26 protein-coding genes and 1 tRNA gene are annotated in these 24,605 nt (G+C 70.6%); 12 read left to right on the forward strand and 15 right to left on the reverse strand.

Translation table 11 applies throughout. The annotated features are described in order from the left end of the window. Nucleotides 1-306: 306 nt before the first annotated feature. On the forward strand, nucleotides 307-1,077 hold the full coding sequence (locus M8J73_RS39725; protein ID WP_055536972.1) for a GntR family transcriptional regulator: 771 nt from the start codon (nucleotides 307-309) through the stop codon (nucleotides 1,075-1,077). Then, nucleotides 1,058-1,675, forward strand: coding sequence for a GNAT family N-acetyltransferase (locus M8J73_RS39730; protein WP_055536971.1), 618 nt, complete (start codon nucleotides 1,058-1,060; stop codon nucleotides 1,673-1,675). The genes M8J73_RS39725 and M8J73_RS39730 overlap by 20 nt, the downstream gene beginning before the upstream one ends. Before the next feature lie 345 nt (nucleotides 1,676-2,020). Here M8J73_RS39730 and M8J73_RS39735 read toward each other — a convergent pair whose 3' ends face one another. Both M8J73_RS39735 and M8J73_RS39740 read right to left on the reverse strand, forming a co-directional pair. Further along, complete coding sequence (locus M8J73_RS39735; protein WP_055536970.1) at nucleotides 2,021-2,791, reverse strand: hypothetical protein; 771 nt, start codon at nucleotides 2,789-2,791, stop codon at nucleotides 2,021-2,023. Nucleotides 2,792-2,867: 76 nt separating this feature from the next. Further along, complete coding sequence (locus tag M8J73_RS39740; protein ID WP_055536979.1) at nucleotides 2,868-3,359, reverse strand: MSMEG_6728 family protein; 492 nt, start codon at nucleotides 3,357-3,359, stop codon at nucleotides 2,868-2,870. Nucleotides 3,360-3,447: 88 nt separating this feature from the next. On the opposite strand from M8J73_RS39740, the gene M8J73_RS39745 reads away from it, so the two are divergent. The 8 genes from M8J73_RS39745 (at nucleotide 3,448) to M8J73_RS45070 (ending at nucleotide 12,451) form a co-directional block, all read left to right on the forward strand. Further along, on the forward strand, nucleotides 3,448-3,894 hold the full coding sequence (locus tag M8J73_RS39745) for a hypothetical protein (protein WP_055536969.1): 447 nt from the start codon (nucleotides 3,448-3,450) through the stop codon (nucleotides 3,892-3,894). A gap of 186 nt (nucleotides 3,895-4,080) precedes the next feature. Beyond that, nucleotides 4,081-4,965: a DUF2797 domain-containing protein gene (locus M8J73_RS39750; protein ID WP_055536968.1), complete on the forward strand. Its 885-nt coding sequence runs from the start codon at nucleotides 4,081-4,083 to the stop codon at nucleotides 4,963-4,965. Nucleotides 4,966-5,164: 199 nt separating this feature from the next. Further along, nucleotides 5,165-5,515: an antibiotic biosynthesis monooxygenase family protein gene (locus M8J73_RS39755; protein WP_249829718.1), complete on the forward strand. Its 351-nt coding sequence runs from the start codon at nucleotides 5,165-5,167 to the stop codon at nucleotides 5,513-5,515. Nucleotides 5,516-5,807: 292 nt separating this feature from the next. Continuing rightward, a complete protein-coding gene (locus tag M8J73_RS39760) occupies nucleotides 5,808-6,548 on the forward strand; it encodes a response regulator transcription factor (protein ID WP_055711103.1) in 741 nt (246 codons plus the stop codon). Then, nucleotides 6,545-8,365 carry a sensor histidine kinase gene (locus M8J73_RS39765; RefSeq protein WP_249829719.1) on the forward strand — a complete coding sequence of 607 codons (1,821 nt, stop codon included), beginning with the start codon at nucleotides 6,545-6,547 and terminating at the stop codon, nucleotides 8,363-8,365. The genes M8J73_RS39760 and M8J73_RS39765 overlap by 4 nt, the downstream gene beginning before the upstream one ends. Before the next feature lie 26 nt (nucleotides 8,366-8,391). Further along, a complete protein-coding gene (locus M8J73_RS39770) occupies nucleotides 8,392-10,008 on the forward strand; it encodes a bifunctional glycosyltransferase family 2/GtrA family protein (RefSeq protein ID WP_249829720.1) in 1,617 nt (538 codons plus the stop codon). Then, nucleotides 10,005-12,296: an ArnT family glycosyltransferase gene (locus tag M8J73_RS39775; protein WP_249829721.1), complete on the forward strand. Its 2,292-nt coding sequence runs from the start codon at nucleotides 10,005-10,007 to the stop codon at nucleotides 12,294-12,296. Before M8J73_RS39770 ends, M8J73_RS39775 begins: the two co-directional genes overlap by 4 nt. A 23-nt stretch (nucleotides 12,297-12,319) precedes the next feature. Further along, nucleotides 12,320-12,451 (forward strand): hypothetical protein, encoded by a 132-nt coding sequence (locus tag M8J73_RS45070; RefSeq protein ID WP_274757580.1) that lies wholly within the window; start codon nucleotides 12,320-12,322, stop codon nucleotides 12,449-12,451. A gap of 67 nt (nucleotides 12,452-12,518) precedes the next feature. Here the strand turns inward: M8J73_RS45070 and M8J73_RS39780 are convergent, their stop codons facing one another. The 4 genes from M8J73_RS39780 to M8J73_RS39795 form a co-directional block, all read right to left on the reverse strand. Further along, nucleotides 12,519-12,989, reverse strand: a complete 471-nt coding sequence (locus M8J73_RS39780) for a PPOX class F420-dependent oxidoreductase (protein ID WP_055520542.1) — start codon at nucleotides 12,987-12,989, stop codon at nucleotides 12,519-12,521. Nucleotides 12,990-13,013: 24 nt separating this feature from the next. Further along, nucleotides 13,014-13,844: a YceI family protein gene (locus M8J73_RS39785; protein ID WP_249829722.1), complete on the reverse strand. Its 831-nt coding sequence runs from the start codon at nucleotides 13,842-13,844 to the stop codon at nucleotides 13,014-13,016. A 68-nt stretch (nucleotides 13,845-13,912) separates the two neighbouring features. Next, a complete protein-coding gene (locus tag M8J73_RS39790; protein WP_476718387.1) occupies nucleotides 13,913-16,351 on the reverse strand; it encodes an MFS transporter in 2,439 nt (812 codons plus the stop codon). Nucleotides 16,352-16,496: 145 nt separating this feature from the next. Then, nucleotides 16,497-16,946, reverse strand: coding sequence for a MarR family winged helix-turn-helix transcriptional regulator (locus M8J73_RS39795; RefSeq protein WP_249829724.1), 450 nt, complete (start codon nucleotides 16,944-16,946; stop codon nucleotides 16,497-16,499). A gap of 175 nt (nucleotides 16,947-17,121) precedes the next feature. On the opposite strand from M8J73_RS39795, the gene M8J73_RS39800 reads away from it, so the two are divergent. Further along, nucleotides 17,122-17,316 (forward strand): hypothetical protein, encoded by a 195-nt coding sequence (locus tag M8J73_RS39800; protein ID WP_055713413.1) that lies wholly within the window; start codon nucleotides 17,122-17,124, stop codon nucleotides 17,314-17,316. Between the two features lie 354 nt (nucleotides 17,317-17,670). Here M8J73_RS39800 and M8J73_RS39805 read toward each other — a convergent pair whose 3' ends face one another. The 9 genes from M8J73_RS39805 to M8J73_RS39845 all read right to left on the reverse strand — a co-directional run bounded on the left by M8J73_RS39805 (nucleotide 17,671) and on the right by M8J73_RS39845 (nucleotide 23,720). Continuing rightward, the gene (locus M8J73_RS39805) at nucleotides 17,671-18,591 is read right to left on the reverse strand and encodes an RNA polymerase sigma factor SigF (protein WP_055522255.1); all 921 of its coding nucleotides are present in this window, start codon (nucleotides 18,589-18,591) and stop codon (nucleotides 17,671-17,673) included. Nucleotides 18,592-19,193: 602 nt separating this feature from the next. Then, the gene (locus M8J73_RS39810; protein WP_079054765.1) at nucleotides 19,194-20,027 is read right to left on the reverse strand and encodes an RNA polymerase sigma factor SigF; all 834 of its coding nucleotides are present in this window, start codon (nucleotides 20,025-20,027) and stop codon (nucleotides 19,194-19,196) included. A 218-nt stretch (nucleotides 20,028-20,245) separates the two neighbouring features. Further along, nucleotides 20,246-20,539 (reverse strand): Dabb family protein, encoded by a 294-nt coding sequence (locus M8J73_RS39815; protein ID WP_055538177.1) that lies wholly within the window; start codon nucleotides 20,537-20,539, stop codon nucleotides 20,246-20,248. Between the two features lie 41 nt (nucleotides 20,540-20,580). Further along, nucleotides 20,581-20,757, reverse strand: coding sequence for a hypothetical protein (locus tag M8J73_RS39820; RefSeq protein ID WP_099966503.1), 177 nt, complete (start codon nucleotides 20,755-20,757; stop codon nucleotides 20,581-20,583). 160 nt (nucleotides 20,758-20,917) lie between these two features. Further along, nucleotides 20,918-21,490 (reverse strand): DUF4232 domain-containing protein, encoded by a 573-nt coding sequence (locus M8J73_RS39825; protein ID WP_249829725.1) that lies wholly within the window; start codon nucleotides 21,488-21,490, stop codon nucleotides 20,918-20,920. 207 nt (nucleotides 21,491-21,697) lie between these two features. Continuing rightward, nucleotides 21,698-21,782: transfer RNA gene (locus M8J73_RS39830), tRNA-Ser, on the reverse strand. Nucleotides 21,783-21,860: 78 nt separating this feature from the next. Beyond that, entirely contained in the window at nucleotides 21,861-22,292 is a 432-nt protein-coding gene (tadA, locus tag M8J73_RS39835; protein WP_055542935.1) for a tRNA adenosine(34) deaminase TadA, read from the reverse strand. Nucleotides 22,293-22,501: 209 nt separating this feature from the next. Further along, entirely contained in the window at nucleotides 22,502-23,026 is a 525-nt protein-coding gene (locus tag M8J73_RS39840; RefSeq protein WP_055542934.1) for a tRNA adenosine deaminase-associated protein, read from the reverse strand. Between the two features lie 352 nt (nucleotides 23,027-23,378). Further along, nucleotides 23,379-23,720: a hypothetical protein gene (locus M8J73_RS39845; RefSeq protein WP_157873393.1), complete on the reverse strand. Its 342-nt coding sequence runs from the start codon at nucleotides 23,718-23,720 to the stop codon at nucleotides 23,379-23,381. A 185-nt stretch (nucleotides 23,721-23,905) separates the two neighbouring features. Between M8J73_RS39845 and upp the strand changes: the two genes are divergently transcribed. Then, complete coding sequence (gene upp, locus M8J73_RS39850; protein WP_055542936.1) at nucleotides 23,906-24,541, forward strand: uracil phosphoribosyltransferase; 636 nt, start codon at nucleotides 23,906-23,908, stop codon at nucleotides 24,539-24,541. Nucleotides 24,542-24,605 lie beyond the last annotated feature (64 nt).

Consider the following 24,605-nt stretch of genomic DNA (forward strand, 5'->3'; position numbering starts at 1 on the left):
AACCGGTCGGATGCCGTACGGGGCGCGCCGGTCTTCTCCGCCTTGTTTCCGACCCCTTCGGGCAGGCGGACCACGGGTTACCGGCAGTTCCCTGTGTGGAGTTGTCAAGTAGCAGGCGCTTCCTTCGTACTCACCCCTGCGGGTTTTCCTCCGGGCACTCTTGTACGGCAGAACCGTACGGGACACCCCATCCGACTTGTCTGGAGGAGTGCCGCTGAGCAAGAGACTGCACGAGTCGCGCTTGGAGAGTCAAGCCCCCTGGTCTAACTTGTACGGAGGAGTCGGAGTGGAGGAGTCACATTGCCGATGCGACGCGGTTTGACGAAGGCGCAAGAAATCGCCTATGACCTGCGCGAACAGATCCAGTCCGGCCGACTGGTGGGGGGTGAGGCACTCCCCAGCGAGTCGAAGATGATGAGCCAGTACGGCTACAGCCGCGAGACGGTTCGCGCTGGCGTCCGCATCTTGATTGATGAGGGCCTAGTCGTCACGGGGCAGGGCCAAGGGAAGTACGTCCGGCAGGACTATCCGCCGGTCGTGTGGAACTGGACCACTCTGGAGAGCCGGAGCCGCCACGCCACGGCGGTTGAAGGGCGAACCGCTGGTGACCAGTGGGCAAGCGCGATTGCCGAGAACGGGAACGCCCCCCGCCAAGACATCACCGTCTCGATTGTGGAACCCCCGCCTCACGTGCGCGAATGCCTCGAACTACCAGCCGATGGCTTGGCCGTGGCGCGCAAGCGCGTCCGGTTCATAGACAACCAGCCTTATGCGCTCGCTGATTCGTACTTCCCCCAGGAACTCGTCAGCGGTACACCGCTGATGGAGCCACGTGACGTATCGGCGCCGGGCGGGGTACTGGCTTCCGTGGGCCTCGTGCAAACCAAGTACAAGGACGAGATCTCAGTCCGAATGCCAACTCGTCAGGAGGCTGAGCTACTTGCCCTTCCAGCAGCAACGCCGGTCGCAGAGCACACCCGAACGGGCTACGACGCGGACGGTCGGCCCCTCCGCTGCATGGTCACCATTCTTCCCGGAGACAGGCACAAGATCCTTTATGAAGTCGACACGGACTGAGTACCTCCGCCCTGCGGCGGCGAACGACGTACCCGCCCTCTTGGCCTTGCGCGTTGAGGCCGAGGGGTGGCTACGCACCAAGGGCACCGACCAGTGGAGTGACCCTGAAACCGGCGAACGGGCCATCTCGAAATGGCGCGCCAGCATAGACGAGGGGCGCGCGTGGGTCGTCGTGAGCGAGTCTGACGAAGTGCTCGCAACGGTCAGTCGGGGCCCCGTCGACCGAGATTTCTGGACGGACGACGACCGTCCCGAAACGGCGCTGTACCTGTACAAGCTGATGGTCGCGCGCAACGCGTCAGGGCGACAGCTTGGCGCACGGGTCATTGACTGGATGTCCCGCCTTGCAGCGCTGGAGGGGCGAACCTGGGTGCGCATCGACACATGGCGTACAAACACGGGGCTGCACGCCTACTACGAACGGCTTGGCTTCAAGCACGTGCGTACTGAGACACCGTCACATAGGCGCTCTGGGTGGCTCGCGCAGCGCCCGGCGGGCGAACTCACCATGCCCGATGATCTCCTGTCCGTCGGTCTTCTCGAAGGGTGGCGCGGGGACGTGGCCCCGAGCGTCGCGGTGCCGCTTCCGAGGGGCTAAGGCGCTGGTCAGACAGACGGCAAGGCTCGGCCGTCTGACATCAGTACCTGACATCAACAGTCACGTACAACGGGACACAAGCCCGGACCAGTGTCGGACAGGCAGCGTGGATCAACGGCGCTGAATGGCTGGTCGACGGAACGCGCATCCGGGGTGAACGCGCCTACGGATCAGAAGGTTGCAGGTTCGAATCCTGCCGAGTGCACACAGGTCAAAGCCCCCTCGGGATCATCCCGGAGGGGGCTTTGTCGTGGTGTACCGCAGTCGGCATGGTCTGATTCGCTGGCGGCGTGGCTTGGGGCCTTCAGCGGATCAGACCATGCTCATGCAGTGGAGGGCCGGTCGTCAGTAGCGGTGGCCGGGCCAGTGTGGGTCTGTCCAGCGGTCCTCGTCGGTGAGGCCCAGGAGCCGTATCCGGTGCTGTAGGTCTTCCGGTGCGTTTGATTCGCGGAGCCGCATCGCGGCGTGGTCGAGGAGCCAGGTGGCCAGGTCGGTGCGCATCTTCTCCTCGTCGTGCTCGTACCAGCCGACTCTCCAGGGCAGGCGGTCTCCCAGGAGCTCGTACTCCCATTCGGTCGCTGCCTCGGCCAGGCGGCGGTCGCTGAGGGGCCCGGTGTGTTTCTCCCATGCGGCAAGCCACGGCCCCACCGTTCCGGACGCCTCGGCGCACAGCACGAAGACCCGGTGTGCCGGGACGACCGCATCCGGATCGGTGAGGCTCTGTGCCCACCAGGCATGCAGGAACTCGCGTACCGGACCGGCGTGCTCCTCGGGCCACTGCTGCCAGCGGCCTCGGGCGAAGGAGTACCCGGCCTCCTCCAGCGCGTCATAGAGGGGATTCACGCGACCGGCGACCAGCTCTGCGGCGAACTGCGGCAGGATGCGGCGCAGCACGGCCGCGTGATCGGTCCAGTCGACGGCCTCCCAGCTCCTGCGCAGAAGATCCGGCTCCAGCTCCACGTCCGGCGTCTTGAGCAGGGCAAGTTCCTCGGAACTGCCCCAGTGGCAATCACAGTTGTGCTCGTCCGGGTGCGCGGTCATGCCGCGGAAGGTGGCGGAGAGGTTGTCCAGAGCGGCGCTGAGGCGGCGGCGTGCGGGATGGTCGGCGAGTTGCATGTGCCCAGCCTCCGAGGAGGACTCCGTACGGCTTCCGCCGACCGAAGATCGCTACCTTACCCGAGTTATCGCCGTGTCATGTCTCTGACGGTTGGGGCTGGGTCGTCGTTCTGTCCGACGTGGGCCAGACGTAGGGGAGGTCGGGCGATACGTCGGGAGAGAGGGGGGTGTACGTGGTGGGGTCCTTGCGCAGGAGTGCCGAGCGGTGGCTGCGGTGGAACGAGTCGTCACCCAGCCAAGGGGGGAGTTCCGCAGCCTCCCTCAGCGCGGCCTGGGTGCGGACCTGCGTTCCGGGGCGGAACGCCAAGAGGTCGGCGACCAGGGTGGCCGCGCAGCTGTCCTGGTGGCCCTGCTCGCGCCACACCGCGCACACGTCCAGGCCGTACCGGACGAGCGCCTCCTCGTACCCGGCCCACATCCGTACCGCCGGGTGGTGGCGCCAGCCGTAGCCCGGTACGACGAGGCCGCGGAGCACCTGCAACGCCTCGACCCGTTGTTTGCCGAGGCGGCGGCGGTCCAGGGTGAGCGCCGAGGCCCGGAAGTCGGGGTAGGGCAGGAACGTCTGCATGGTGGCCTCACGAGTACCGCGCCAGCGGCCCTGACACATCCTGACGTCGACCGAATGGGATACGGAGAAAACGGGCACTTCGGGAATCATGAACGCACAGCACGACGGCCCCGACCGCGCTCACCAGCGGCCCGAGGGGCTCAGCGACACGACGGTGGAGGCGCTCGGATCGCTCTCCAAGGCGCTGGAGATGACCGAGCGGGCCCGCGGCCGCCTCTACGACTTCCACCAGCTCACCGGCGGTGCCGATCTCGAACTGGACCGGGCCGTGCGCCTGCTGCGGGAGGCCGGGCACCCGGAGTGGGCTGAGAAGGTGCGGACCGAGATCCTCGGGCGCAATGTCATCCCCGGGCACTGGACGTTCCAGATCGTCGAGGCCTACAACGACACCTACTACGAGCCGTTCAAGGCGCTGGAGAAGAGCGCCGTGGACGAGCTGGCCGACGGCCGGGACCATCTCTACGAGGCGGAGATGAAGGAGGCCCGCCGTACGGCCGGCCACCCCGCCCATACCGCCCGACCCGACAGCCCGTGAGTGGCTTCCGCGTGGGGCGGGGGGAGGAGGGAGGAGGGAGGAGGGAGGAGGGAGGAGGGAGGAGTAGGGGGTTGTCCGTCCTCGTTGCCCCCTCGCATCGTTCCTCCAAGGCCGCGCCCCCCCGGCGGTCGCGCCGTTTCCGCAGGTCGGTCGCATTGTCAGTGGTGCCCTCTAATGTCGTGAGGGATGGCACACGCGTGGAGATGTACTGGGCTGCGGTGGGGCGGCGCCGAGCCCTCTCTGGTGTGGGAAGGCGGGCGGAGGAGTCCTCTGCCTCGGGGGAAGGCGGTGGTTTTCGGAGTCGTGGACGGGGGCGGACGGACCTGTGTCGGAGCCCGGGGGCACGCGTGTCCGGTGCGGGCGGGCGTCCCGGGACGGAGTACCGGCGCGCGGTGCGAGGAGTGTGCGCGGCTGGACCGGGCGCATTCCGTCGCGGCTGACACCTTCGCCGATGATCCGCGGCCGTATCACGTGTACCTCGCGTGGTTCGGGCCCGGCATGGTGAAGGTCGGGATCACGGCCGTCGAACGGGGGGCGGCGCGGCTGCTGGAGCAGGGGGCGGTGTGCTTCGCGTGGCTCGGGCGGGGGCCGCTGATGGCCGCGCGGCGGGCCGAGGAGGTGCTGCGGGCCGCATTGAAGGTGCCGGACCGGATTCCGTACGCCGAGAAGAGGCTGCTGCGGGCCGCCCTGCCGGAACGGGCGGAGCGCGAGGGGGAGTTGGCGGTGGTCCACGGGCGGGCCCTTGCGCTGCCGGGGTGGCCGGAGTCGCTGGAACCGGTGGCGTTCCACGCGGTCGATCACTTCGGGGTGTTCGGGCTGGACGGGCTGCCGGCTGCCGACGGGGTGGTGAGCGAGCTGGTCGCGGGCGGCGTGGTGGGCGGTGAGGTGCTCGCCGTCGCCGGGCCCGATCTGCATCTCGCCACCGGACGGGGAGTCGTCGTCCTGGACACACGGCTCATGACCGGGTGGGAGTTGACCGCTCCCACGGGCGAGGGCACGCGTGACGCGGTCACGGTACCGGTCAGGGAGGTGCGGGAGCGAGGGGGAGGGGTGCAGGACGGGCTGTTCTGAGGCCGGGATGCAGGACCGGCTGTTCTGAGGCCGGAGGTGGGGGCCAGGGGGTGAGCGGGCTAGGGGTGGGATTGCGGGCGGTGAGGGGGCTCCGCCCTGGCCGTGGTCGACGCGCTTCGGGTAAAGACTTCGATCCCTTTTGGATCCCGTACGGAAAGGCGCTGGACGGTGGTCGATGACCGACGCGACAGTGGACGACATGAGTGATCAGCAGATAGCACCTGTCCCTGCCTTCGAACCGCCTTACTACGCCGTGGTGTTCACCTCCACGCGGACCGAGGATCAGAGCGGGTACGGGGAGACGGCCGAGCGGATGGAGGAACTGGTGAAGGACGTGCCGGGGTACCTCGGCATGGACCACGCACAGACGCCCGGCGGCCTTGCCATCACCGTGGGGTACTTCCGGGACGCCGACGCCCTGGAGCGGTGGCGGAGCGACACGGAGCACCGGGCGGCCCAGAAGCGGGGGCGCGCCGAGTGGTATCGGAGCTACTCCCTGCACGTCGCCAAGGTCGAACGCAGCCACGGGTTCGTGAAGGAGGAGGAGTAAGGACCGGCAGTCGGGTCGGTGGGTAGGGGCGGAGCATGACCGCGCTTGCATAAGGAGGGGGTCAGGGCGGGGGTGCGCGTCCCGTTTCCTGTGGGGCGGGAGGCTGTGGGATCTCGGTGAGGCGCCCAGGAGAGAGCCCTGCGGCGGGGCGGGAAATCCCTGGTCGGCGTGGGGTCTGTCCCGGAAGTCGGGGATCTTCCCAGGTGTTCCCTGAGAGGCTCCTGTGTGTTTCTCAGAAAAATCACAGGTTCCAGAAAGGGTGTTCTCAGAGGACCCCGACAAGGTGTCCGGCATGACCACGACCTCGCCCCAGGGGCGCACCGAACTGCTGAGGCCGGACGGGAGCCCCGTCCGAGTGCTTGTGGTGGACGACGAGCTGTCGATCACCGAACTGCTGTCCATGGCCCTTCGCTACGAGGGATGGCAGATCCGGAGTGCGGGGGACGGCACCGGCGCCCTCCAGACCGCGCGCGACTTCCGGCCCGACGCCGTCGTCCTGGACATGATGCTCCCCGACATGGACGGGCTGACCGTCCTTGGGCGGCTGCGGCGGGACCTGCCGGACGTGCCGGTCCTCTTCCTCACCGCGAAGGACGCGGTCGAGGACCGGATCGCCGGACTCACCGCCGGCGGCGACGACTACGTCACCAAGCCGTTCAGCCTGGAGGAGGTCGTGGCCCGGCTGCGGGGCCTCATCCGGCGTTCCGGCGCCGCCGACCGGCGCTCCGACTCGGTGCTCGTCGTCGGAGACCTCATGCTCGACGAGGACAGCCACGAGGTGTCGCGCGGCGGGGACAACATCCACCTCACCGCCACCGAGTTCGAGCTGCTGCGGTTCCTGATGCGCAACCCGCGGCGGGTGCTCAGCAAGGCGCAGATCCTCGACCGTGTGTGGTCGTACGACTTCGGCGGCCAGGCGAACGTGGTCGAGCTGTACATCTCGTACCTGCGACGGAAGATCGACGCAGGACGCGAGCCGATGATCCACACCCGGCGGGGAGCCGGTTATCTGATCAAGCCCGCCGCGTCATGAGCGGGCGACGACGGACGCGTACGCGGTGGTGGTCGCAGCTCGGGCCGGGACGAGTCAAGCGGCAGCCGCGCACACTGCGTACGCGGCTCGTCGTCTCCGCGGTGGCGTTGATCGCGGTGGTGGGCGCGGTGATCGGGACGGTGACGACCATCGCGCTGAGCGAGCACCTGAACAATCAGCTGGACCGTCAGGTGCGAGACGTGGGCGAACGGGCGTCCGGTCCTCCCCAGGAGGCGCTGGACGGGCTCAAGCCGAGCGGCGGTTACCCCGGTTTCCAGAAGCCGAACGGCTCCGCGGCGGCTGACAACTCCGGTGCGTTCACGGCTCGGACGACGGACGAGAAGCTCGAGGACTTCGTGAGGGGCCCGACGCTGGAGAACACCGTCATCGCCGCGGTCGACGACAGCGGCAAGGTCAGCAAGGCGGTCGTGGCGCGGGAGAAGTCCACCGACTCCGGCGGCTTCGACCGTATGTACGGGACCGAACTCCCGGCCGCGACGACGAAGGAACTCGCCGCCGCGTCCAGGACGGGCATGGACACGGTGGAGCTCACCGGGCTCGGTGACTACCGGGTCACCTACGTCACGGGCGTCAAGGGCACCTACTACGTCGCGCTGCCGACCACGAACGTCGACAACACCCTCAACACCCTTGTCATCGTCGAGCTCAGCGTCACCGGCGCCGGGCTCGTCGCCGCCGGTATCGCCGGGTCCGCGCTGGTCGGGGTGGCCCTGCGGCCGCTGCGCAAGGTGGCGGCCACCGCCACCCGTGTCTCCGAACTGCCCCTGCACACCGGCGAGGTCACCCTCAACGAACGGGTGCCCGAGTCCGAGACCGACCCGCACACCGAGGTCGGACAGGTCGGCGCCGCCCTCAACCGGATGCTCGACCACATCCACGGCGCGCTGCACTCGCGGCAGGAGAGCGAGACGCGGGTCCGGCAGTTCGTGGCGGACGCCAGCCATGAGCTGCGGACCCCACTCGCGTCCATCCGGGGCTACGCCGAACTCACCCGGCGTGGCCGGGAGGAGATCGGGCCGGACACCCGGCACGCGCTCGGCCGTATCGAGTCCGAGTCCGGGCGGATGACGCTGCTCGTGGAGGATCTGCTGCTGCTGGCGCGGCTCGACGCCGGGCGGCCGTTGCAGTTCGAGCGGACCGATCTGATCCCGCTGGTCGTGGACACCGTCAGCGACGCGCGGGCGGCCGGGCGGAGCCACAACTGGCGGCTCGATCTGCCGGACGCGCCGGCACTGGTGTCGGCGGACGCGGCGCGGCTCCAGCAGGTCCTCGTCAATCTGCTGGCGAACGCCCGTACGCACACACCGCCCGGGACCACGGTCACCGTGCGCGTGCAGCGGCGCGGGCCGTGGATGTGCGTGGACGTCGAGGACGACGGCCAGGGCATCCCCGAGGAACTGCTGCCGCATGTCTTCGAACGGTTCGCGCGCGGGGACTCCTCCCGGTCCAGGGCGTCCGGCTCGACCGGTCTCGGGCTCGCCATCGTGCAGGCCGTGGCCGACGCGCACGGCGGTGCCGTGACCGTCGACAGCGTGCCCGGCAGGACCGTGTTCACCGTGCATCTGCCCGTCCTCGGCGGGCCCGGATCCCTGCTCGACGACGCCGCCAACTGGCAGCTCGACGACCTGGACCACGACGCCGATCCGGACGCCGATCCGGACGCCGGACACGACACCCGACACGACGCCGAACCGGGCTTCGCCCAGGACGTCGGCGGCTTCGGCCACGATCTCGTCGACGCGGCGCACCGGCAGCCGGACTCACAGGCACAGCACAGCGTCAGCACACGGGCATAACAGAGCGGGTCGCGAATGTACGTGTCATGCGAACCCACTCTTCTCCCGGCACCCTGCCGGCGCGGGAGCACCTCCCGGCCACAGACGCCGGTACGCCTGTCCTGGACGTAGTGATCCCTGTCTACAACGAGGAGAAGGACCTCCAGCCGTGCGTCCGCAGACTGCACGAGCACCTCGCGCGGACCTTCCCGTACGCGTTCCGCATCACGATCGCGGACAACGCGTCCACGGACACCACCCCCCAGGTGGCCGCCCGGCTGGAGGCGGAGCTGCCGAGTGTCAGGTCGTTCCGGCTGGAGCAGAAGGGGCGCGGGCGGGCCCTGTGCGCCGTCTGGTCCGCCTCCGACGCCCCGGTCCTCGCCTACATGGACGTGGACCTGTCGACCGACCTGAACGCCCTGCTGCCGCTGGTGGCCCCGCTGATCTCCGGTCACTCGGACCTCGCCATCGGCTCCCGGCTCGCCCGTTCCTCGCGGGTGGTGCGCGGTCCCAAGCGGGAGTTCATCAGCCGCGCGTACAACCTGATCCTGCGCGGCTCGCTCCAGGCCCGCTTCTCGGACGCGCAGTGCGGGTTCAAGGCGATACGGCGGGACGTGGCGCAGGTGCTGCTGCCGCTCGTCGAGGACACCGGGTGGTTCTTCGACACCGAGATGCTGGTGCTCGCCGAGCGCGCAGGGCTCAGGATCCACGAGGTGCCGGTCGACTGGGTCGACGACCCCGACTCGACCGTCCACATCGTGAAGACGGCCACCGACGACCTCAAGGGCGTGTGGCGGGTCGGCAGGGCCCTCGCCACCGGGTCGATCGCCCTCGACCGGCTCGCCCGCCCCTTCGGGGACGACCCCCGCGACCGCGACATCGAGGACGTGCCGCGCGGCCTGGCCCGCCAACTCCTCGGCTTCTGTGTCGTGGGCGGCCTGTCCACCCTCTTCTACCTGCTCCTCTACAGCGGCTTCCGCAGCCTGGCGGGGTCGCAGACCGCCAACGCGCTCGCCCTGCTCGTCTCGGCGATCGCCAACACGGCGGCCAACCGGCGCCTCACCTTCGGCGTCCGGGGCCGGGCCGGCGCCGTCAGGCACCAGGCGCAGGGATTGGTGGTGTTCGGCATCGGCCTCGCCCTCACCAGCGGCTCGCTCGCCGCCCTGAACGCGGCCACCAGCGACCCCGCGCACTCCACGGAGCTGGCCGTCCTCATCGCCGCCAACCTCGCGGCGACGGTGCTGCGGTTCCTGCTCTTCCGGGCCTGGGTCTTCCCCGACCGGCGTGCCGCTGTGTCCGGCCACACGGCCGCCGGGTACGCGAGCACGGCCGCGGTCCGACCGGGGCGGCCCGGGCCTTACGCCCGCCAGGACCGGTTCCAGCCGGCGGTCCACTCACCGACGGCGGCTCACCCCCCGACGGCGGTCCACTCACCGACGGCGGCTCACTCGCCGACACCGGCCAGCGGCCCGACGGCGGCCCACACCGCGCCGCGCGCCGAGTGCGCGGCGGCGCCGACAGTCCCGACCGTCCCGTACGGGACCACCCCGTACCCCACGACCCCGTTCCGCGCCGGTGACGCCGCGGACCGCACCTGGGGCGACGCGACCATGCGGATGCGGCCGGTGCGCCCGCACGACCAGGATTCGAGGAACACCCGATGACCACGCGCTTCGACACGACGCACCAAGGGGGCGCGAGCCCCGCCGACCCCGGCTGGGGACCGCCCACGACGAGAACAGACGTCCAGGGGGCGGCGGCCGCGGACCCGCCCGGCACGCCCACGGCACCCGGCTCGGGTGAACCCCGGCAGCCCCTCGGCCGGCGGATGTGGCGCGGGCGCCCGGAGGACAACCGCTGGGTGCGCCCCGGCTTCCTCCTCACCCTGCTCCTCATCGGCGGCCTCTACACCTGGAACCTCACGGCGTCCGGGTACGCCAACTCCTTCTACTCGGCGGCCGTGCAGGCGGGCAGCCAGTCCTGGAAGGCCCTCTTCTTCGGGTCGCTGGACTCGGCCAACGCCATCACCGTCGACAAGCCCCCGGCGTCGCTGTGGCCGATGGCCCTGTCGGTACGGCTCCTCGGCCTGAACTCCTTCGCGATCCTGTTCCCGCAGGTCCTGATGGCCGTCGCCACCGCCGGCGTGCTGTGGGCGGCCGTCCGCCGCCGCTTCGACGCCACGGCCGGCTTCCTCACCATGGCGGTGTTCGCGCTCACGCCCGTCGCCGCGCTGATGTTCCGCTTCAACAACCCGGACGCGGCCCTCGCGCTGTTGATGGCCGCCGCCGTGTACTGCACCCTCCGCGCGATGGAGAAGGCGCAGACGAAGTGGCTGGTCTGGGCGGGTACCGCCATCGGCCTCGCCTTCCTCGTGAAGACCCTCCAGGCCTTCCTGATCCTGCCGGTGCTCGCACTCGTGTACGTCGCGTTCGCCCCCGGCACCTGGAAGAAACGCGTCGGCCAGGTGCTGGTCGCCGGGCTCGCGATGGTCGTCTCCGGTGGCTGGTGGGTCGCGGTCGTCGAGCTGTGGCCGGCCTCGTCCCGCCCGTACATCGGCGGCTCGCAGAACAACTCCTTCCTGGAGCTGACCTTCGGCTACAACGGCCTCGGCCGCATCAACGGCGAGGAGACCGGCAGCGTCGGCGGCGGTGGCGGCGACGGCGGCGGCAACTGGGGCGAGACCGGCTGGGACCGGATGTTCAGCTCGAACATCGGCGGCCAGATCTCCTGGCTGATCCCGGCCGCGCTGATCCTGCTCGGCGCGGCGATCTGGGCCACGCGGAAGCTGCGGCGCACCGACGGCACCCGCGCCGCGTTCCTCCTGTGGGGCGGCTCGCTGCTCATCACCATGGTGGTGTTCAGCTTCATGCAGGGCATCTTCCACGAGTACTACACCGTGGCCCTCGCCCCCTACGTCGCGCCGCTGGTCGGCATGGGCGCGGCCCTGCTGTGGGAGCGACGCGCCGAGGTGTGGGCGTCGCTCACCCTGGCCGCCGCGACGACGGCCACGGCGGTCTGGGGGTACGTCCTCCTCACCCGCTCCTCCGACTACCTCCCCTGGCTGAGGTGGGTCGTGCTGATCGGCGGTCTGGTCGCCGCGCTCGGCCTGGTCTTCGCGGCCAGGCTGGGACGTCAACTGGCCCTCGCGGTCGTGGGCCTGAGCTTCGTCACCGCGCTGGCCGGCCCGACGGCGTACACCCTGACCACGCTCGGCGAGGGCCACACCGGTTCGATCGTCACGGCCGGCCCGTCCGTCCAGGGCGGCCGGGGAGGCCCCGGCGGCGGCATGGGCGGCGGCCCCGGTGGCCCGGGTGGCCCCGGTGGCGGCGGGATGCCGGGCCAGCCGGGCCAGAACAACCAGCAGGGCGGCCAGAACGGAAACGGCCAGAACGGAAACGGCCAGATGGGCCAGCCCCCGACCGGTGGCTTCGGTGGAGGCCCGAACGGCCGGCAGGGCCAACAGGGTCAGCCGGGCCAACAGAACGGCAACGGGTCCACGCAGACCCAGCCTCAGGGCCAGGGCAACGGCCAGACCCAGAACGGCGACGGCGGCCGGATGGGCGGCGGCGGTGGCGGCGGCATGGGCGGTCTGCTCAACGGCGCGAGCGTCAGCGACGAGGTCAAGGAACTGCTGGAGAAGAACGCAGGGGACTACACCTGGGCGGCCGCCGCGATCGGCGCCCAGAACGCGGCCAGCTACCAGCTCTCCACCGGCGAACCCGTCATGGCCATCGGCGGCTTCAACGGCACCGACCCGTCCCCCACCCTCGCGGAGTTCAAGAAGTACGTGGAGGAAGGGAAGATCCACTACTTCATCGCCGGCGGCTCCCGCGGCGGCATGGGCGGCGGGAGCAACGGCACCTCCGCGCAGATCAGCTCCTGGGTCCAGGAGAACTTCGAGACGGTGACGGTCGACGGCACGACGTTCTACGACCTGACGCAGACGAAGTAGGCGCGGCCGACGCGGAGTGGGCGGTGGCCCGGGGCGAGGACGGAACCCCGGGCCACCGCCTTGCCGTACACCGCCGAAACCGGCTCGTTGTGCTGCTGGACAACACCGTGCTGAACGTGGCGATCCGCTCGCTCACCGAGGAGTTGCGCCGCTGACCCTTGGGCTGGGGCCCTCGACCGCCGGTCCCGTCCCTCGGGGGGCCTCAGTTCTCTCCCCCGGCCTTCAGTCCCCTTCCACCAGCCGTGCCGGGAAGCCCCCCGTCGCCACCGGGCCCCAGCGGTCCGGGGTGATGCGGATGATCGACTTGCCCTGCTTGACCATGGCCTCGCGGTACTCGTCCCAGTTCGGGTGCTCGCCCGCGATGTTGCGGAAGTACTCCACCAGCGGCTCCACCGACTCCGGGGAGTCGATGACCTCGGCGGTTCCGTCGATCTGGACCCAGGGGCCGTCCCAGTCGTCGCTGAGGACGACGACGCTGACCCGCTCGTCGCGCTTGGCGTTGCGCGTCTTGGCGCGCTCGGGGTACGTGGAGACCACGATGCGGCCCGAGTCGTCGACACCGCAGGTCAGCGGTGAGGCCTGCGGCCCGCCGTCGGCCCGTCGGGTCAGCAGGAGCGCCCGGTGCCGGGGGCGTACGAAGTCGAGGAGCTCGTCGAGGGAGACCTTGGTGTTGGTCGCGATGTTCCGTGCCATGCGCACAGCGTAGGGCCGGGGCGCCTACAGGCCACCGGGCAGGCTCTCCCCCTGCACCGCCTGGACGTCCAGTTCCACCTTGAGGGTCGTGCCGATGGCCGCGATGCCCGCCTGGAGGACCTGGTTGTAGTTCATCGCGAAGTCCTCGCGGCGCAGTTCCGTCGTCGCCCGGAACGCGGCGCGCGTGCCGCCCCACGGGTCGGGGCCGGTGCCGAGGTACGCGAGGTCGAGGTCGACCGGGCGGACGACGCCGTGCAGGGTCAGCTCGCCGTGCACCGTCCAGCGGTCCGGGGCGACGGGGGTGAGGCCCGTCGACACATAGGTGATCTCCGGGTGGTGTTCCACGTCCAGGAAGTCAGGGGACCGCAGATGGTCGTCGCGCATGCCGTTGCCCGTGTCGATCGAGGCGGCCCGGATCACCGCCGCCACACGGGACTTGGTGCCCTCGTCCGGCGCCGGGGCGATCTCGATCGAACCGGAGAACTCCGTGAACCGCCCGCGGACACTGGAGATGCCCAGGTGCTGGGCGACCGCCGCGACCGACGAGTGGGCCGGGTCGACGGTCCAGGGGCCGGGCGGCGGGAGTTCGGTGCCGCCGGGCCGGGCGAGGGTGACCGTGCCGACCTCCGCCCGCCCGCTCGCGGTCACCAGGGCGCTCGATGCGACCGGCCCGTAGCCGACGGCGGTGACGATCACCGTGTACGCGCCGGGCGCGAGCGCCGTGGGCTCGTGGACCGCTCCCTCCGCGTCGGCCTCGGCCCGCATCACCTGCGTACCGGCCCTGTCGGTCACCGTGACGACCGCGTGCGACACGGCCCAGCCGTCCCTCGTGCGGATCCTCGCGGTCAGTCCCATGTGCGCGTCACTCCTCGGGTGCGACCGGTCGGCGGGGCTCAGGCGCCGCCCCGCCGACCGGGTGTGAACTACTGGCCGGTGTGGGCGAGTTCGATGTCGTGGCCGTCGACTCCGGTGCCGGAGACCGTCAGGGCCGTGGCCACGGGCGGGTACCCGGTGGCGATGACCGTGTAGTCGCCGCCGTCCAGGTCGGCGAAGGCGTACGCCCCGTCCGAACCGGTGGTGGCGGTGGCGACGACGTTGCCCGCCGCGTCGACCAGCGTCACGCGGGCGTCGGCCAGCGGTCCGCCCGGTGCCCGGACGACCCCCTGGAGCCGGGCCCCGGCCTCCAGGTCGATCTCGACGCGGGTGACGCCGGTGCCGCCGACCTCGACGGGCAGGGCGCGCGGACGGAACCCGGCGGCGTTCACCGCGACGGTGACGGGACCGGGCACCAGCTCCCCGAAGCCGAACTCGCCCTGCTCACCGGTGGTTCCGGTGGCCAGGACGTCCCCGCGCACATCGGTCACCACGACCATCGCGTCCTTGACGGGCAGCGCGTCCCCGGCGGCCCGCACCACACCGTTCAGCCCGCTCGTGCCGCTCAGCAGGATGTCGTACGGGACCGGCTCGCCGTTCACGACGATCGTGGACGCCTGCGGCTGGAACCCGTCGGCGGCGGCGATCAGTACATACGACCCGGCGGAGGGCGCGTCCACCGCGTAGACCCCGTCGGCCCCCGCGACCGAACGGCCGAGCTGCCGGCCCTCGAGCGAGATCAGCGTGACCGCGGCCCCCGGCACGGGCGCCTCCTCGGCCCCGCGTACGTGCCCGCGCACGGGCACCCCGCCGCCCGCCGACGCCGGGACGGAGCCCGAGGCGGCGGCCGCCGAAGCGACATCAGACGAAGCGACATCCATCGTGGCGGAAGCCGCCACGGTGGAGGAAGCCGCCACGGTGGAGGGAGCCGCGGCGGAAGGAGCTCCAGCCTCAGCCCCAGCCGTACCGGCCGTCCCCTTCTCCGCCACCGCCTGGGCGAGCGCCCCGTGGGTCCGCAGCGGGACCTCCTTGATGAAGGCGGAGAAGACGAGTGCGAGGACGGCGAAGGGGGCGGCGTACAGGAAGACGTCGCCGATGCCGTGGCCGTAGGAGCTCTCGATGACCGTGCGGATCGGCGCGGGCAGCGCGTCCAGGTCGGGGATCTCACCGTGGCCCATGGAGGAGCCGGACACCCCGAGCTTGGCGAGGCCCTCCTCCGCGTAGTGGGTGATCCGGTGGCTCAGCACCGCGCCCAGCGCGGAGACGCCGATCGCGCCGCCGAGGGAGCGGAAGAAGGTGACGACGGAGCTGGCGGCGCCCAGGTCGCCCGGGGCCACTTGGTTCTGCGTGCACAGCACCAGGTTCTGCATCATCATGCCGACGCCGAGGCCGAGCAGCCCCATGAAGATCGCCACGTGCCAGTACGGGGTGTCGTACCGGAGCGTGCCCAGCAGACCGAGACCCGCGGTCACCAGCACAGCGCCGGCGAGCAGCCAGGCCTTCCAGCGGCCGGTGCGGGTGATGACCTGGCCGGAGACGGTCGACGAGACGAACAGGCCGGCGATCATCGGGATGGTCAGGACGCCGGACATGGTCGGCGACTTGCCGCGGGCCAGCTGGAAGTACTGGCTGAAGAAGATGGTGCCCGCGAACATCGCGACACCGACGAAGAGCGAGGCCAGCGAGGCCAGGGTGATCGTCCGGTTGCGGAACAGCCGCAGCGGGATGATCGGCTCGCTCGCCTTCGCCTCGGCGAGGACGAACAGCGCGAGCAGGGCCACCGTGCCGCCGACCATCGCGTACGTCTGCCAGGACACCCAGTCGTACTTGTCACCGGCGAAGGTCACCCAGATCAGCAACAGGCAGACCGCGGCGGTGATCAGGAAGGCGCCCGCCCAGTCGACCTTGACCTTGCGCCGGACGACGGGCAGGTGAAGGGTCCGCTGGAGCACGATCAGGGCGATCACCGCGAAGGGGACGCCGACGTAGAAGCACCAGCGCCAGCCGAGCCAGTCGGTGTCGGTGATGACACCGCCGACCAGCGGGCCGCCGACCATGGCGGTCGCGAAGGTGGCGCCGAGGTAGCCGTTGTACCGGCCGCGCTCCCGAGGGGAGATCATCGCGGCCAGGATGATCTGTGCCAGCGACGACAGCCCGCCCATGCCGACGCCCTGCACCGCGCGGAACCCGATCAGCATCCCGGCGTTCTGGGACAGTCCGGCCGCGGCCGAGCCGAGCACGAAGATGACGAGCGCCAGCTGGATCAGCAGCTTCTTGGAGAACAGGTCGGCGAGCTTGCCCCACAGCGGGGTGGACGCGGTCATCGCCAGCAGCGACGCGGTCACCACCCAGGTGTACGCGCTCTGGCCGCCGCCCAGGTCCTTGATGATGTCGGGCAGGGCGTTCGAGACGATCGTCGACGACAGGATCGCCACGAACATGCCGAGCAGCAGCCCGGTCAGCGCTTCCATGATCTGCCGGTGCGTCATCGGAGCGCCGTCGCCGTGCGAGGCCCCCTTGGCGGGGCCGTGGCCGTGCTTGGCGTGAGCCCGCACACCGGCTGGTGTGGTCGTTGCCATGGGCTTCCTTCTCTTACGTGGTCTTCGCGGGTGTACGGGTTGTGGCGGGTGTCGTTCAGGGGGCCGGGCGGGAGGCGGGGGCCGTGTCGAAGCTGTGGCGCAGCCGGCCGAGGAGCCGGACCAGCTCGCCGACCTCGTCGTCGGACCAGTCGCTCAGCCGATGGGCCATCACCCCGCTGGTGCGCCGGTGGAGTTCGGCGACCAGGGCGCGGCCCTCGGGGGTCAGGCGCAGGATGCGCGAGCGTCTGTCCGCCGGGTCGGGGAGCCGTTCGATCCAGCCCCGCTCGGCGGCGTGCGCGACATGGCGGCTGGTCACCGACATGTCCACCGAGAGCAGCTCGGCGAGCCTGCTCATCCGCATCTCGCCGTTCCGGTCGAGCAGTGTGAGGACTCCCGCCGATCCGCCGGGGCAGTCGTACGGCAGCATCCGTGCGATCTCCCGCTTCACGACCCCGATGGCGCTGAGCTGGCGGGCCAGCTCCTCGTACTGCGCTCGCTCGGCCATGGGAGCCCCTCCCGTGTTTGTTGCTTAGGGCAACCATAGAACTGGATGGTTGTCGCAGGCAAGCGAATCTGGGAGGTTGCGGCCCAAGTCTTGGTAAAGGAGGGCGCTGCGGCGGGGGCCGCTCCGCCCCACCCCACTTGGGTGCCCCCTCGCGGATTCGCTAAGGTCTCGGGCCATGGCTGACAACCAGGGCCCCCAGGGCAACTACGACCCCGCCGGGAGCACGCAGATGTTCCGCGCGTTCGTTGACGAGACCCCGCGGGGTGGCCGTGCGGAGGTGGCCTCCTCCGGGCCCCGCGTCGGTCTGATCGTCGGGATCGTCGCGGCGGTGGCGGTGGTCGCGGCGGTGGTGTGGCTGGCGCTGGGCTAAGCCGGCCGGATGCCTCCGGTGGGGCGGTGGGCGCCTACGCGTCTGCCGGGTGCCTGTCGCGTCTGCCGGGTGACTGTGATCTTGCGGCTGCGGCTCGGTCCGTGGCTGGTCGCGCAGTTCCCCGCGCCCCTTGAGGGCATGGGTGGCGCCCGGCGCCCTCAAGGGGCGCGGGGAACTGCGCGAGCAACCACCCGCCACCCGCACCCACCCACCCAGCTGCTCCGCCCCCACCCAGTTACTTCCCCCCCCGCATATCCATCCGCGCGCACGACGACCGCCGGGATGTCCTGAACGAACGGACATCCCGGCGGTCGTTTCTCTGTCTGGGGGCTCCCTGTCCCTCTTGACGGGGGCTCAGTCGGAGATGAGGCCCTCGCGCAGCTGGGCCAGGGTGCGTGTGAGGAGGCGGGAGACGTGCATCTGGGAGATGCCCACCTCTTCGCCGATCTGGGACTGGGTCATGTTCGCGAAGAAGCGGAGCATGATGATCCGGCGCTCACGGGGCGGGAGTTTGGCCAGCAGCGGCTTGAGGGACTCGCGGTACTCGACCCCTTCGAGCGCGGTGTCCTCGTAGCCGAGGCGGTCCGCCAGCGAGCCCTCGCCGCCGTCGTCCTCGGGGGCGGGTGAGTCGAGCGACGACGCTGTGTACGCGTTGCCGACCGCGAGGCCGTCGACGACGTCCTCCTCCGACACGCCCAGGACGGCGGCGAGTTCCGTGACCGTCGGGGAGCGGTCGAGCTTCTGCGACAGCTCGTCGCTGGCCTTGGTGAGGGCCAGGCGCAGCTCCTGGAGGCGGCGCGGGACCCGGACCGACCACGAGGTGTCGCGGAAGAACCGCTTGATCTCGCCCACGACCGTCGGCATCGCGAACGTCGGGAACTCCACGCCCCGTTCGCAGTCGAAGCGGTCGATCGCCTTGATCAGGCCGATGGTGCCGACCTGGACGATGTCCTCCATCGGCTCGTTGCGTGACCGGAAACGAGCGGCCGCGTAGCGCACCAGCGGGAGGTTGAGCTCGATGAGGGTGTCCCGGACGTAGGCGCGCTCGGGGCTGTTCTCGTCGAGTGCGGCGAGCCGCAGGAACAGGGAGCGGGACAGGGTGCGGGTGTCGATGTTCGCCGAGGCCGGCACGGCCGGGAACTCAGGCGCCGGCGGAGCCTCGGTGCCGGGAAGGTCCTCGAGCTCCTGAAGGTCCTGAGGGGCCTGGATAGCGTCGGGCGCGGTTTCGCTCTTGGCGAGCGTGAGCACCTTCGAGCTGCCCTGGTCTGCGGACATGCCACCCCCTTTGGGTCGCGGACGGTCGCGGCGGACGCTCCGTCGTAGGGAACGCAGCCTCCACCTGAATACCGGCGGCGAGGCCACGGCAAACGCGCTGGGGGAAGAATGTCACACGTCGGCAACGCGATGTAGTGACATGTCGACATGGAGAGGGGTGATTGGCCCTGGAAACAGGCGGTCTGACGGTGTTTCGGCCTATTGCTGTCGGAAAGAGTTGCTGTGAGTGATTCGCTCTCGGCGGTGATGCCTCGACAGCGCATTCGGTTAGGCCAGATGGCCTGGGCACGTGTGCTCGTGGCCCATTCTGTGCGCCCCGCCTGCCTTTGTGCGCCCCGCGTGCCCCACGGTCCCTCCGAGGTGGAACGGGGGTTGCCGGTTACCGGCGGTCACGCCGGCCCCCCGGTCGCGGGGTGTCCGAAAGGGCCCACTTCGGCCGCGCCACGGCTCGGTCATCGCCCTGGCTCGGTCATCGCCGTGGCCCGGACGCCGCCGCGGCCCGGACGTCGCCGCGGCCCGGACGTCGCCGCGGCCCGGGGCTCGCCTCCACCCGGAACTCGATGCCGCCTAGGACTCGATGCCGCCCAGGCCTTGATGCCCGCCTAGGAATCGATGCGGTTCGCCGACCGCAGTCGCGCGAAGCTCCGGGCCAGCAGTCGGGAGACGTGCATCTGGGAGACGCCCAGCTCCGCGCTGATCTGCGACTGCGTCAGATTGCTGTAGTAGCGGAGCAGCAGGATGCGCTGCTCGCGTTCGGGGAGCTGGACGAGGAGGTGCCGTACGAGGTCGCGGTGTTCGACGCCGTCGAGCTCGGGGTCCTCGTAGCCGAGCCGGTCGAGGAGTCCCGGCATCCCGTCGCCCTCCTGGGCGGCCTCCAGCGAGGTCGCGTGGTAGGAGCGGCCGGCCTCGATGCAGGACAGGACCTCGTCCTCGGTGATCCGGAGCCGCTCGGCGATCTCGGCGGTCGTGGGGGTGCGGCCGAAGGCGGTCGTGAGGTCCTCGGTGGCGCCGTTCACCTGGACCCAGAGCTCGTGCAGTCGGCGGGGGACGTGGACCGTGCGGACGTTGTCGCGGAAGTAGCGCTTGATCTCGCCGACGACGGTCGGCATCGCGAAGGTCGGGAACTGCACGCCCCGGTCGGGGTCGAAGCGGTCGATGGCGTTGATCAGGCCGATGGTGCCGACCTGGACGACGTCCTCCATGGGCTCGTTGCGGGAGCGGAAACGGGCGGCCGCGTACCGCACGAGCGGGAGGTTCGCCTCGATGAGCGCCCCGCGTACGCGGTTGTGCTCCGGGGTGCCCGGTTCCAGGTGCTTGAGCTGACCGAAGAGGACCTGAGTGAGGGCGCGGGTGTCGGCGCCGCGACGTTTCTCCTGAACGGGCGCTTGGGTTTCTTCCTGGGGTGGCGCAGTACTGGCCGACACGGTCAACGCCACCTCTTCATCGATCAACTCATCAACTCAACCGTCAAAAGCGGTCATAGCATCACAAGACATGTGCACTGTGATCAAGCACCGCATATCGCCGTGTTGAGGGAGAGTTGAGACCGTGCCGGGCAATCGGGGGAACCGGGAAACGGGGCACGACGAAGCCCCGCACCTTTTGAGTGGTGCGGGGCGGGCCGTACGGGCGTATGGGCGGGAAGCCCGGCGGTTCAGTACTCGTAGTCCGCGATCACCCACGTGGCGAACTCCCGCCACAGGGCCACGCCGGCCTGGTGGTCGGGGTGCTCGACGTACCGGCGCAGGGAGTCCGCGTCGTCGAACGCCGAGTTGATCGCGAAGTCGTACGCGATGGGCCGGTCGCTGATGTTCCAGCCCAGCTCCCAGTGGCGCAGCTCGGCGATGGTGCCGTCGAGCGCCCGGAAGGCCTTCTCGCCCGCGACGACCCGCGGATCGTCGCGCTCGACGCCCTCGTTGAGCTTGAACAGGACCAGATGGCGGATCATGGGTGCTCCGGGAAGGTCGTACGACGCATGCGTGCTGCTGGTTACTCGGCCCCGTCGGCGATCCACGTGAAGAAGTCGCCGATGGACTGGGCGGCGGTCGAGACGCCCTCGAACCCTATCTGGACGTAGTCCGCGGCCTTGGCCGGGTCTGTGATGATCACGTACAGCACGAAGACCACGAGCACGTACAGCGCGATCTTCTTCCCCTGCACCGCCACAGCGGCCTCCCCCGCCTCATATGTCCCTGTCCACCGGCGGCGAGTGTAACCCGATCAAGCGTTCGCAGGAGATCCCCGGAAAGCGGGAAGGGCCCCACCTGACGGCGGGACCCTTCTTCAGCGGTAGCGGGGGGCTGCTTGGTCTGTGGGGGCGGTGGGGTCAGGAAGGCTTGACCGCCGAGGCCGGGGTGACGGTCACCTTGTCGTCGCACTCGGCCCACACCCCGTCCTTCAGGGCGACCTGGTGCTTCCCGGAGCGCGGCAGCCCGATGACCATCGTCGGATAGGTCTTCGGGGTCTTGCCCGACTTGCAGTAGCCGTCGCCTTCCCCCTGGACCTGGACGAAGGTCAGCTTCACCCACGCCTTGCCGTGCGGCCGGACCTTCACGGTGGCCGCCTTGCCGGTGCGGGTGACCTTGAGCGGGGTGTTGTGGGCGGGGGAGCCGTTGCCGGCGCCCGCGACCGTCGGATGGCCCTTGAGGACGCACGTCCTCCCGGAGACGTTGGTGAACTTCACGACCGCCGCCCCGGTCCCGGTCCCGACGGGCGGGTGGGCGGCCTGCCGGGCGCTGACCTCGAGGGCGGAGGCCCGGCAGGCGGGCGGCGGGGTGGAGGTGGTGGTGCTCGCCGCCATGGCGGTGCCGGGCAGGATGCCGGTCACCGCCGCCGCGATGGCCGTGGCCGCCGTCGTCGTCGCCAGAGCCGCCCTGCGAATGCCGTTGCTGTGCCGCATGCTGTCGTCCCCCTGAGTCGTCTCGTCCGCGGGTTTCGGTCGTCGGTTGTTGCCCCGCGGTACGGGTGGTCGTTGTACGTGAGTGCAGATAGGGCGGGAGAGCGACAGGGTTCCGTGCGGCGACCCTTGTGACGGAACGGTGACGCGCCTGCTGAGACGGGCAGCGCGAAGGGCCCGGTCCATCGGACCGGGCCCTTCGTCTATCTGCGGTAGCGGAGGGATTTGAACCCTCGGTGACTTGCGCCACACTCGCTTTCGAGGCGAGCTCCTTCGGCCGCTCGGACACGCTACCGAGGGAGACCTTACAGCAAGGTGGGGCGTGCTTTGAAATCGATATGGGGGGAGGCCGGGGTGCGCTGCCGCGGGCGGTTCAGCGGAGGCGGAAGAAGTCCGTGAGGAGCCGGGCGCAGTCGTCGGCGAGGACGCCCTCGACGACCTCGGGGCGGTGGTTGAGGCGGCGGTCGCGGACGACGTCCCAGAGGGAACCGGCCGCGCCGGCCTTCTCGTCGCGGGCGCCGTAGACGACCCGGTCGACCCGGGACTGCACGATCGCGCCGGCGCACATCGTGCAGGGTTCGAGGGTGACGACCAGGGTGCAGCCGGTCAGCCGCCACTCGCCGAGTGCGGCGGCGGCCCGGCGGACGGCCAGTACCTCGGCGTGGGCCGTCGGGTCGCCGGTCGCCTCGCGTTCGTTGTGCCCGGTGGCCAGGACGGTCGTGCCGTCCGGGGACAGGACGACGGCGCCGACCGGGACGTCTCCGCCCGCGGCGGCCCGCCCGGCCTCGTCCAGGGCGAGCCGCATCGCGGGCCGCCAGCGGTCGCGTACCGGATCGGGGCCCGGTGCCTCTGCGTCGGTTGCTTCGGTCACCCGGGGAACCTAGCGGATCGGCCGCCGGCGAGCCGTCCGGGAGTCGCCCCGGGACCCGCCGCCCGGGACCCGCCGCGAGAGACCCGCCGCCGGGCCGTCGTACAGGCGGGCCCGGCGACGACCTGGCGGAGCCCGACGACGACCTAGCGGACCGTCTCCAGGACCTCCGAGGCGCCCAGGGCCTCGGCGATGGAGTTGAGTGCGTCGTCGGCGTCGAGGGCGCGCAGTTCCTTCTCGCTCACGCCGAGGTCGTCGAGGATCTCGGTGTCGCCGACGGGGCTGTGCGGCACGGCCTCGGCGGCCGTGTCGTCGTCATCGTCGTCGGGCTCACCGTCCTCCGTACCGTCGAGGTCGAGGGAGTCCAGGTCGGGACCGTCGTCTCCCGGCTCCTTTCCGAGCAGTTCGGCGGTGAGCAGGATCTCGCCGTAACTGCTGCGGGCAGCGGCGGCGGCGTCCGAGACATAGATACGAGGGTCGTCCTCGCCATCGATGCGGACGACGCCGAACCAGGCGTCCTCCTGCTCGATGAGCACCAGCACCGTGTCGTCGTCGGGCGAGGCTTCACGGGCCAGGTCGGCCAGATCCGACAGGGTCTCCACATCGTCGAGCTCTGTGTCGCTCGCTTCCCACCCGTCTTCGGTGCGCGCGAGCAGTGCGGCGAAGTACACCGTGACTCTCCCACTGGTCATAGGCGTGCCGGTTGGGGGTCCCCCCGGCGGAGGTCGATGGGCGGGGAGTGCTGTCCTCCGAGCCCCACCCACTCGGAATCGTGGCAGAAACAGAGCGCCCAGGGGACGTCTTCGGCTCCCTGTGTCCGGCAGTTTTGATCGCCGGCCGGGCAAGGCGTTCACCTGCGCACCTGTTGCCGCCACCTGCGGATCGTACGCGGACTTCCCCGCCGCATATGCACGGCCACCCCGTGAGCGCCCCGAGCATGCCCCGTGAGCACCTCGCGAAGACCCCGAGAGGGGGCGTACGGGGTGTGTCGAACGGGTGTTGTTCGCGGGGCTGCCGGCCCGGCTACCAGCGGAAGGTGCGCATACGCATCGCGTGCCGGAGCCTGGCCGCCTTGGCCCGGCGCGGCTGCACCCGGTCGCGCAGTTCCCGTGCCTCTGTCAGCTCCCGCAGGAACTGGGCCCGGCGCCGCCTCCGCGCGGCATCGCCCTGCTCGTCGGGGTCGGCGGCGCCTGCGTCAGTGTTGGCCTCCGCGGGTTCCCGTAGGTCCGTGCCCCGCGGGCGCTCCCCGTCCGTCGCGCGCCGCGGATCCCCTTCCGCTCCTCGCTGCCCTTCCCGGTTCGTCCCCCGCGACCGGGTCCCGCCGGTCCTGCGCGGACGCCGGGACTCCTCGTCCACTCCCGCCATGGGCTCACCACCGTCCGGCATCGGCTCACCACCCCCGCCATGTCCCTCCCACTTTCCCTCCGGCGGCGGGTTTGATGCCATCGGAAGGGTGAACCGCCCGGGTCGGGGTTGCTGAGCGGTGAGTGAACGGTTCCGCGGCCGGGGACGGGGAGCCCGCCGCTGTCACCCCCGTTACTGTTGTGGTCATGCGTCTCCACGTCGTCGACCACCCTCTGGTCGCCCACAAGCTCACCGCGCTGCGCGACCAGCGCACCGACTCCCCGACCTTCCGTCGTCTCGCCGACGAGCTGGTCACCCTGCTCGCCTACGAGGCCACCCGTGACGTGCGCACGGAGCAGGTCGACATCGAGACGCCGGTCGCCCGGACCACGGGCGTCAAGCTCTCGCACCCGCGCCCCCTGGTGGTGCCGATCCTGCGCGCCGGCCTCGGCATGCTCGACGGCATGGTCCGGCTGCTGCCGACCGCCGAGGTGGGCTTCCTGGGCATGATCCGCAACGAGGAGACGCTGGAGGCCTCCACGTACGCCACGCGGATGCCCGAGGACCTCTCGGGGCGTCAGGTGTACGTCCTCGACCCGATGCTCGCCACCGGTGGCACCCTGGTCGCCGCGATCCGCGAGCTGATCGCCCGGGGCGCCGACGACGTGACCGCCGTGGTGCTCCTCGCCGCGCCGGAGGGCGTGGAGGTCATGGAGCGCGAGCTGGCGGGCACCCCGGTGACGGTCGTGACGGCCGCGGTCGACCAGCACCTGAACGAGCACGGCTACATCGTGCCGGGCCTGGGCGACGCGGGTGACCGGCTGTACGGGGCGGCCGAGTAGGGACTTCCCGGGTCCCTCGCGGGGCTCAGCCCCGAGTAGGGACCGCCCGGGTCCCTCGCGGGGC

It is taken from the genome of Streptomyces neyagawaensis, from assembly GCF_023516595.1.
GTDB lineage: Bacteria > Actinomycetota > Actinomycetes > Streptomycetales > Streptomycetaceae > Streptomyces > Streptomyces neyagawaensis.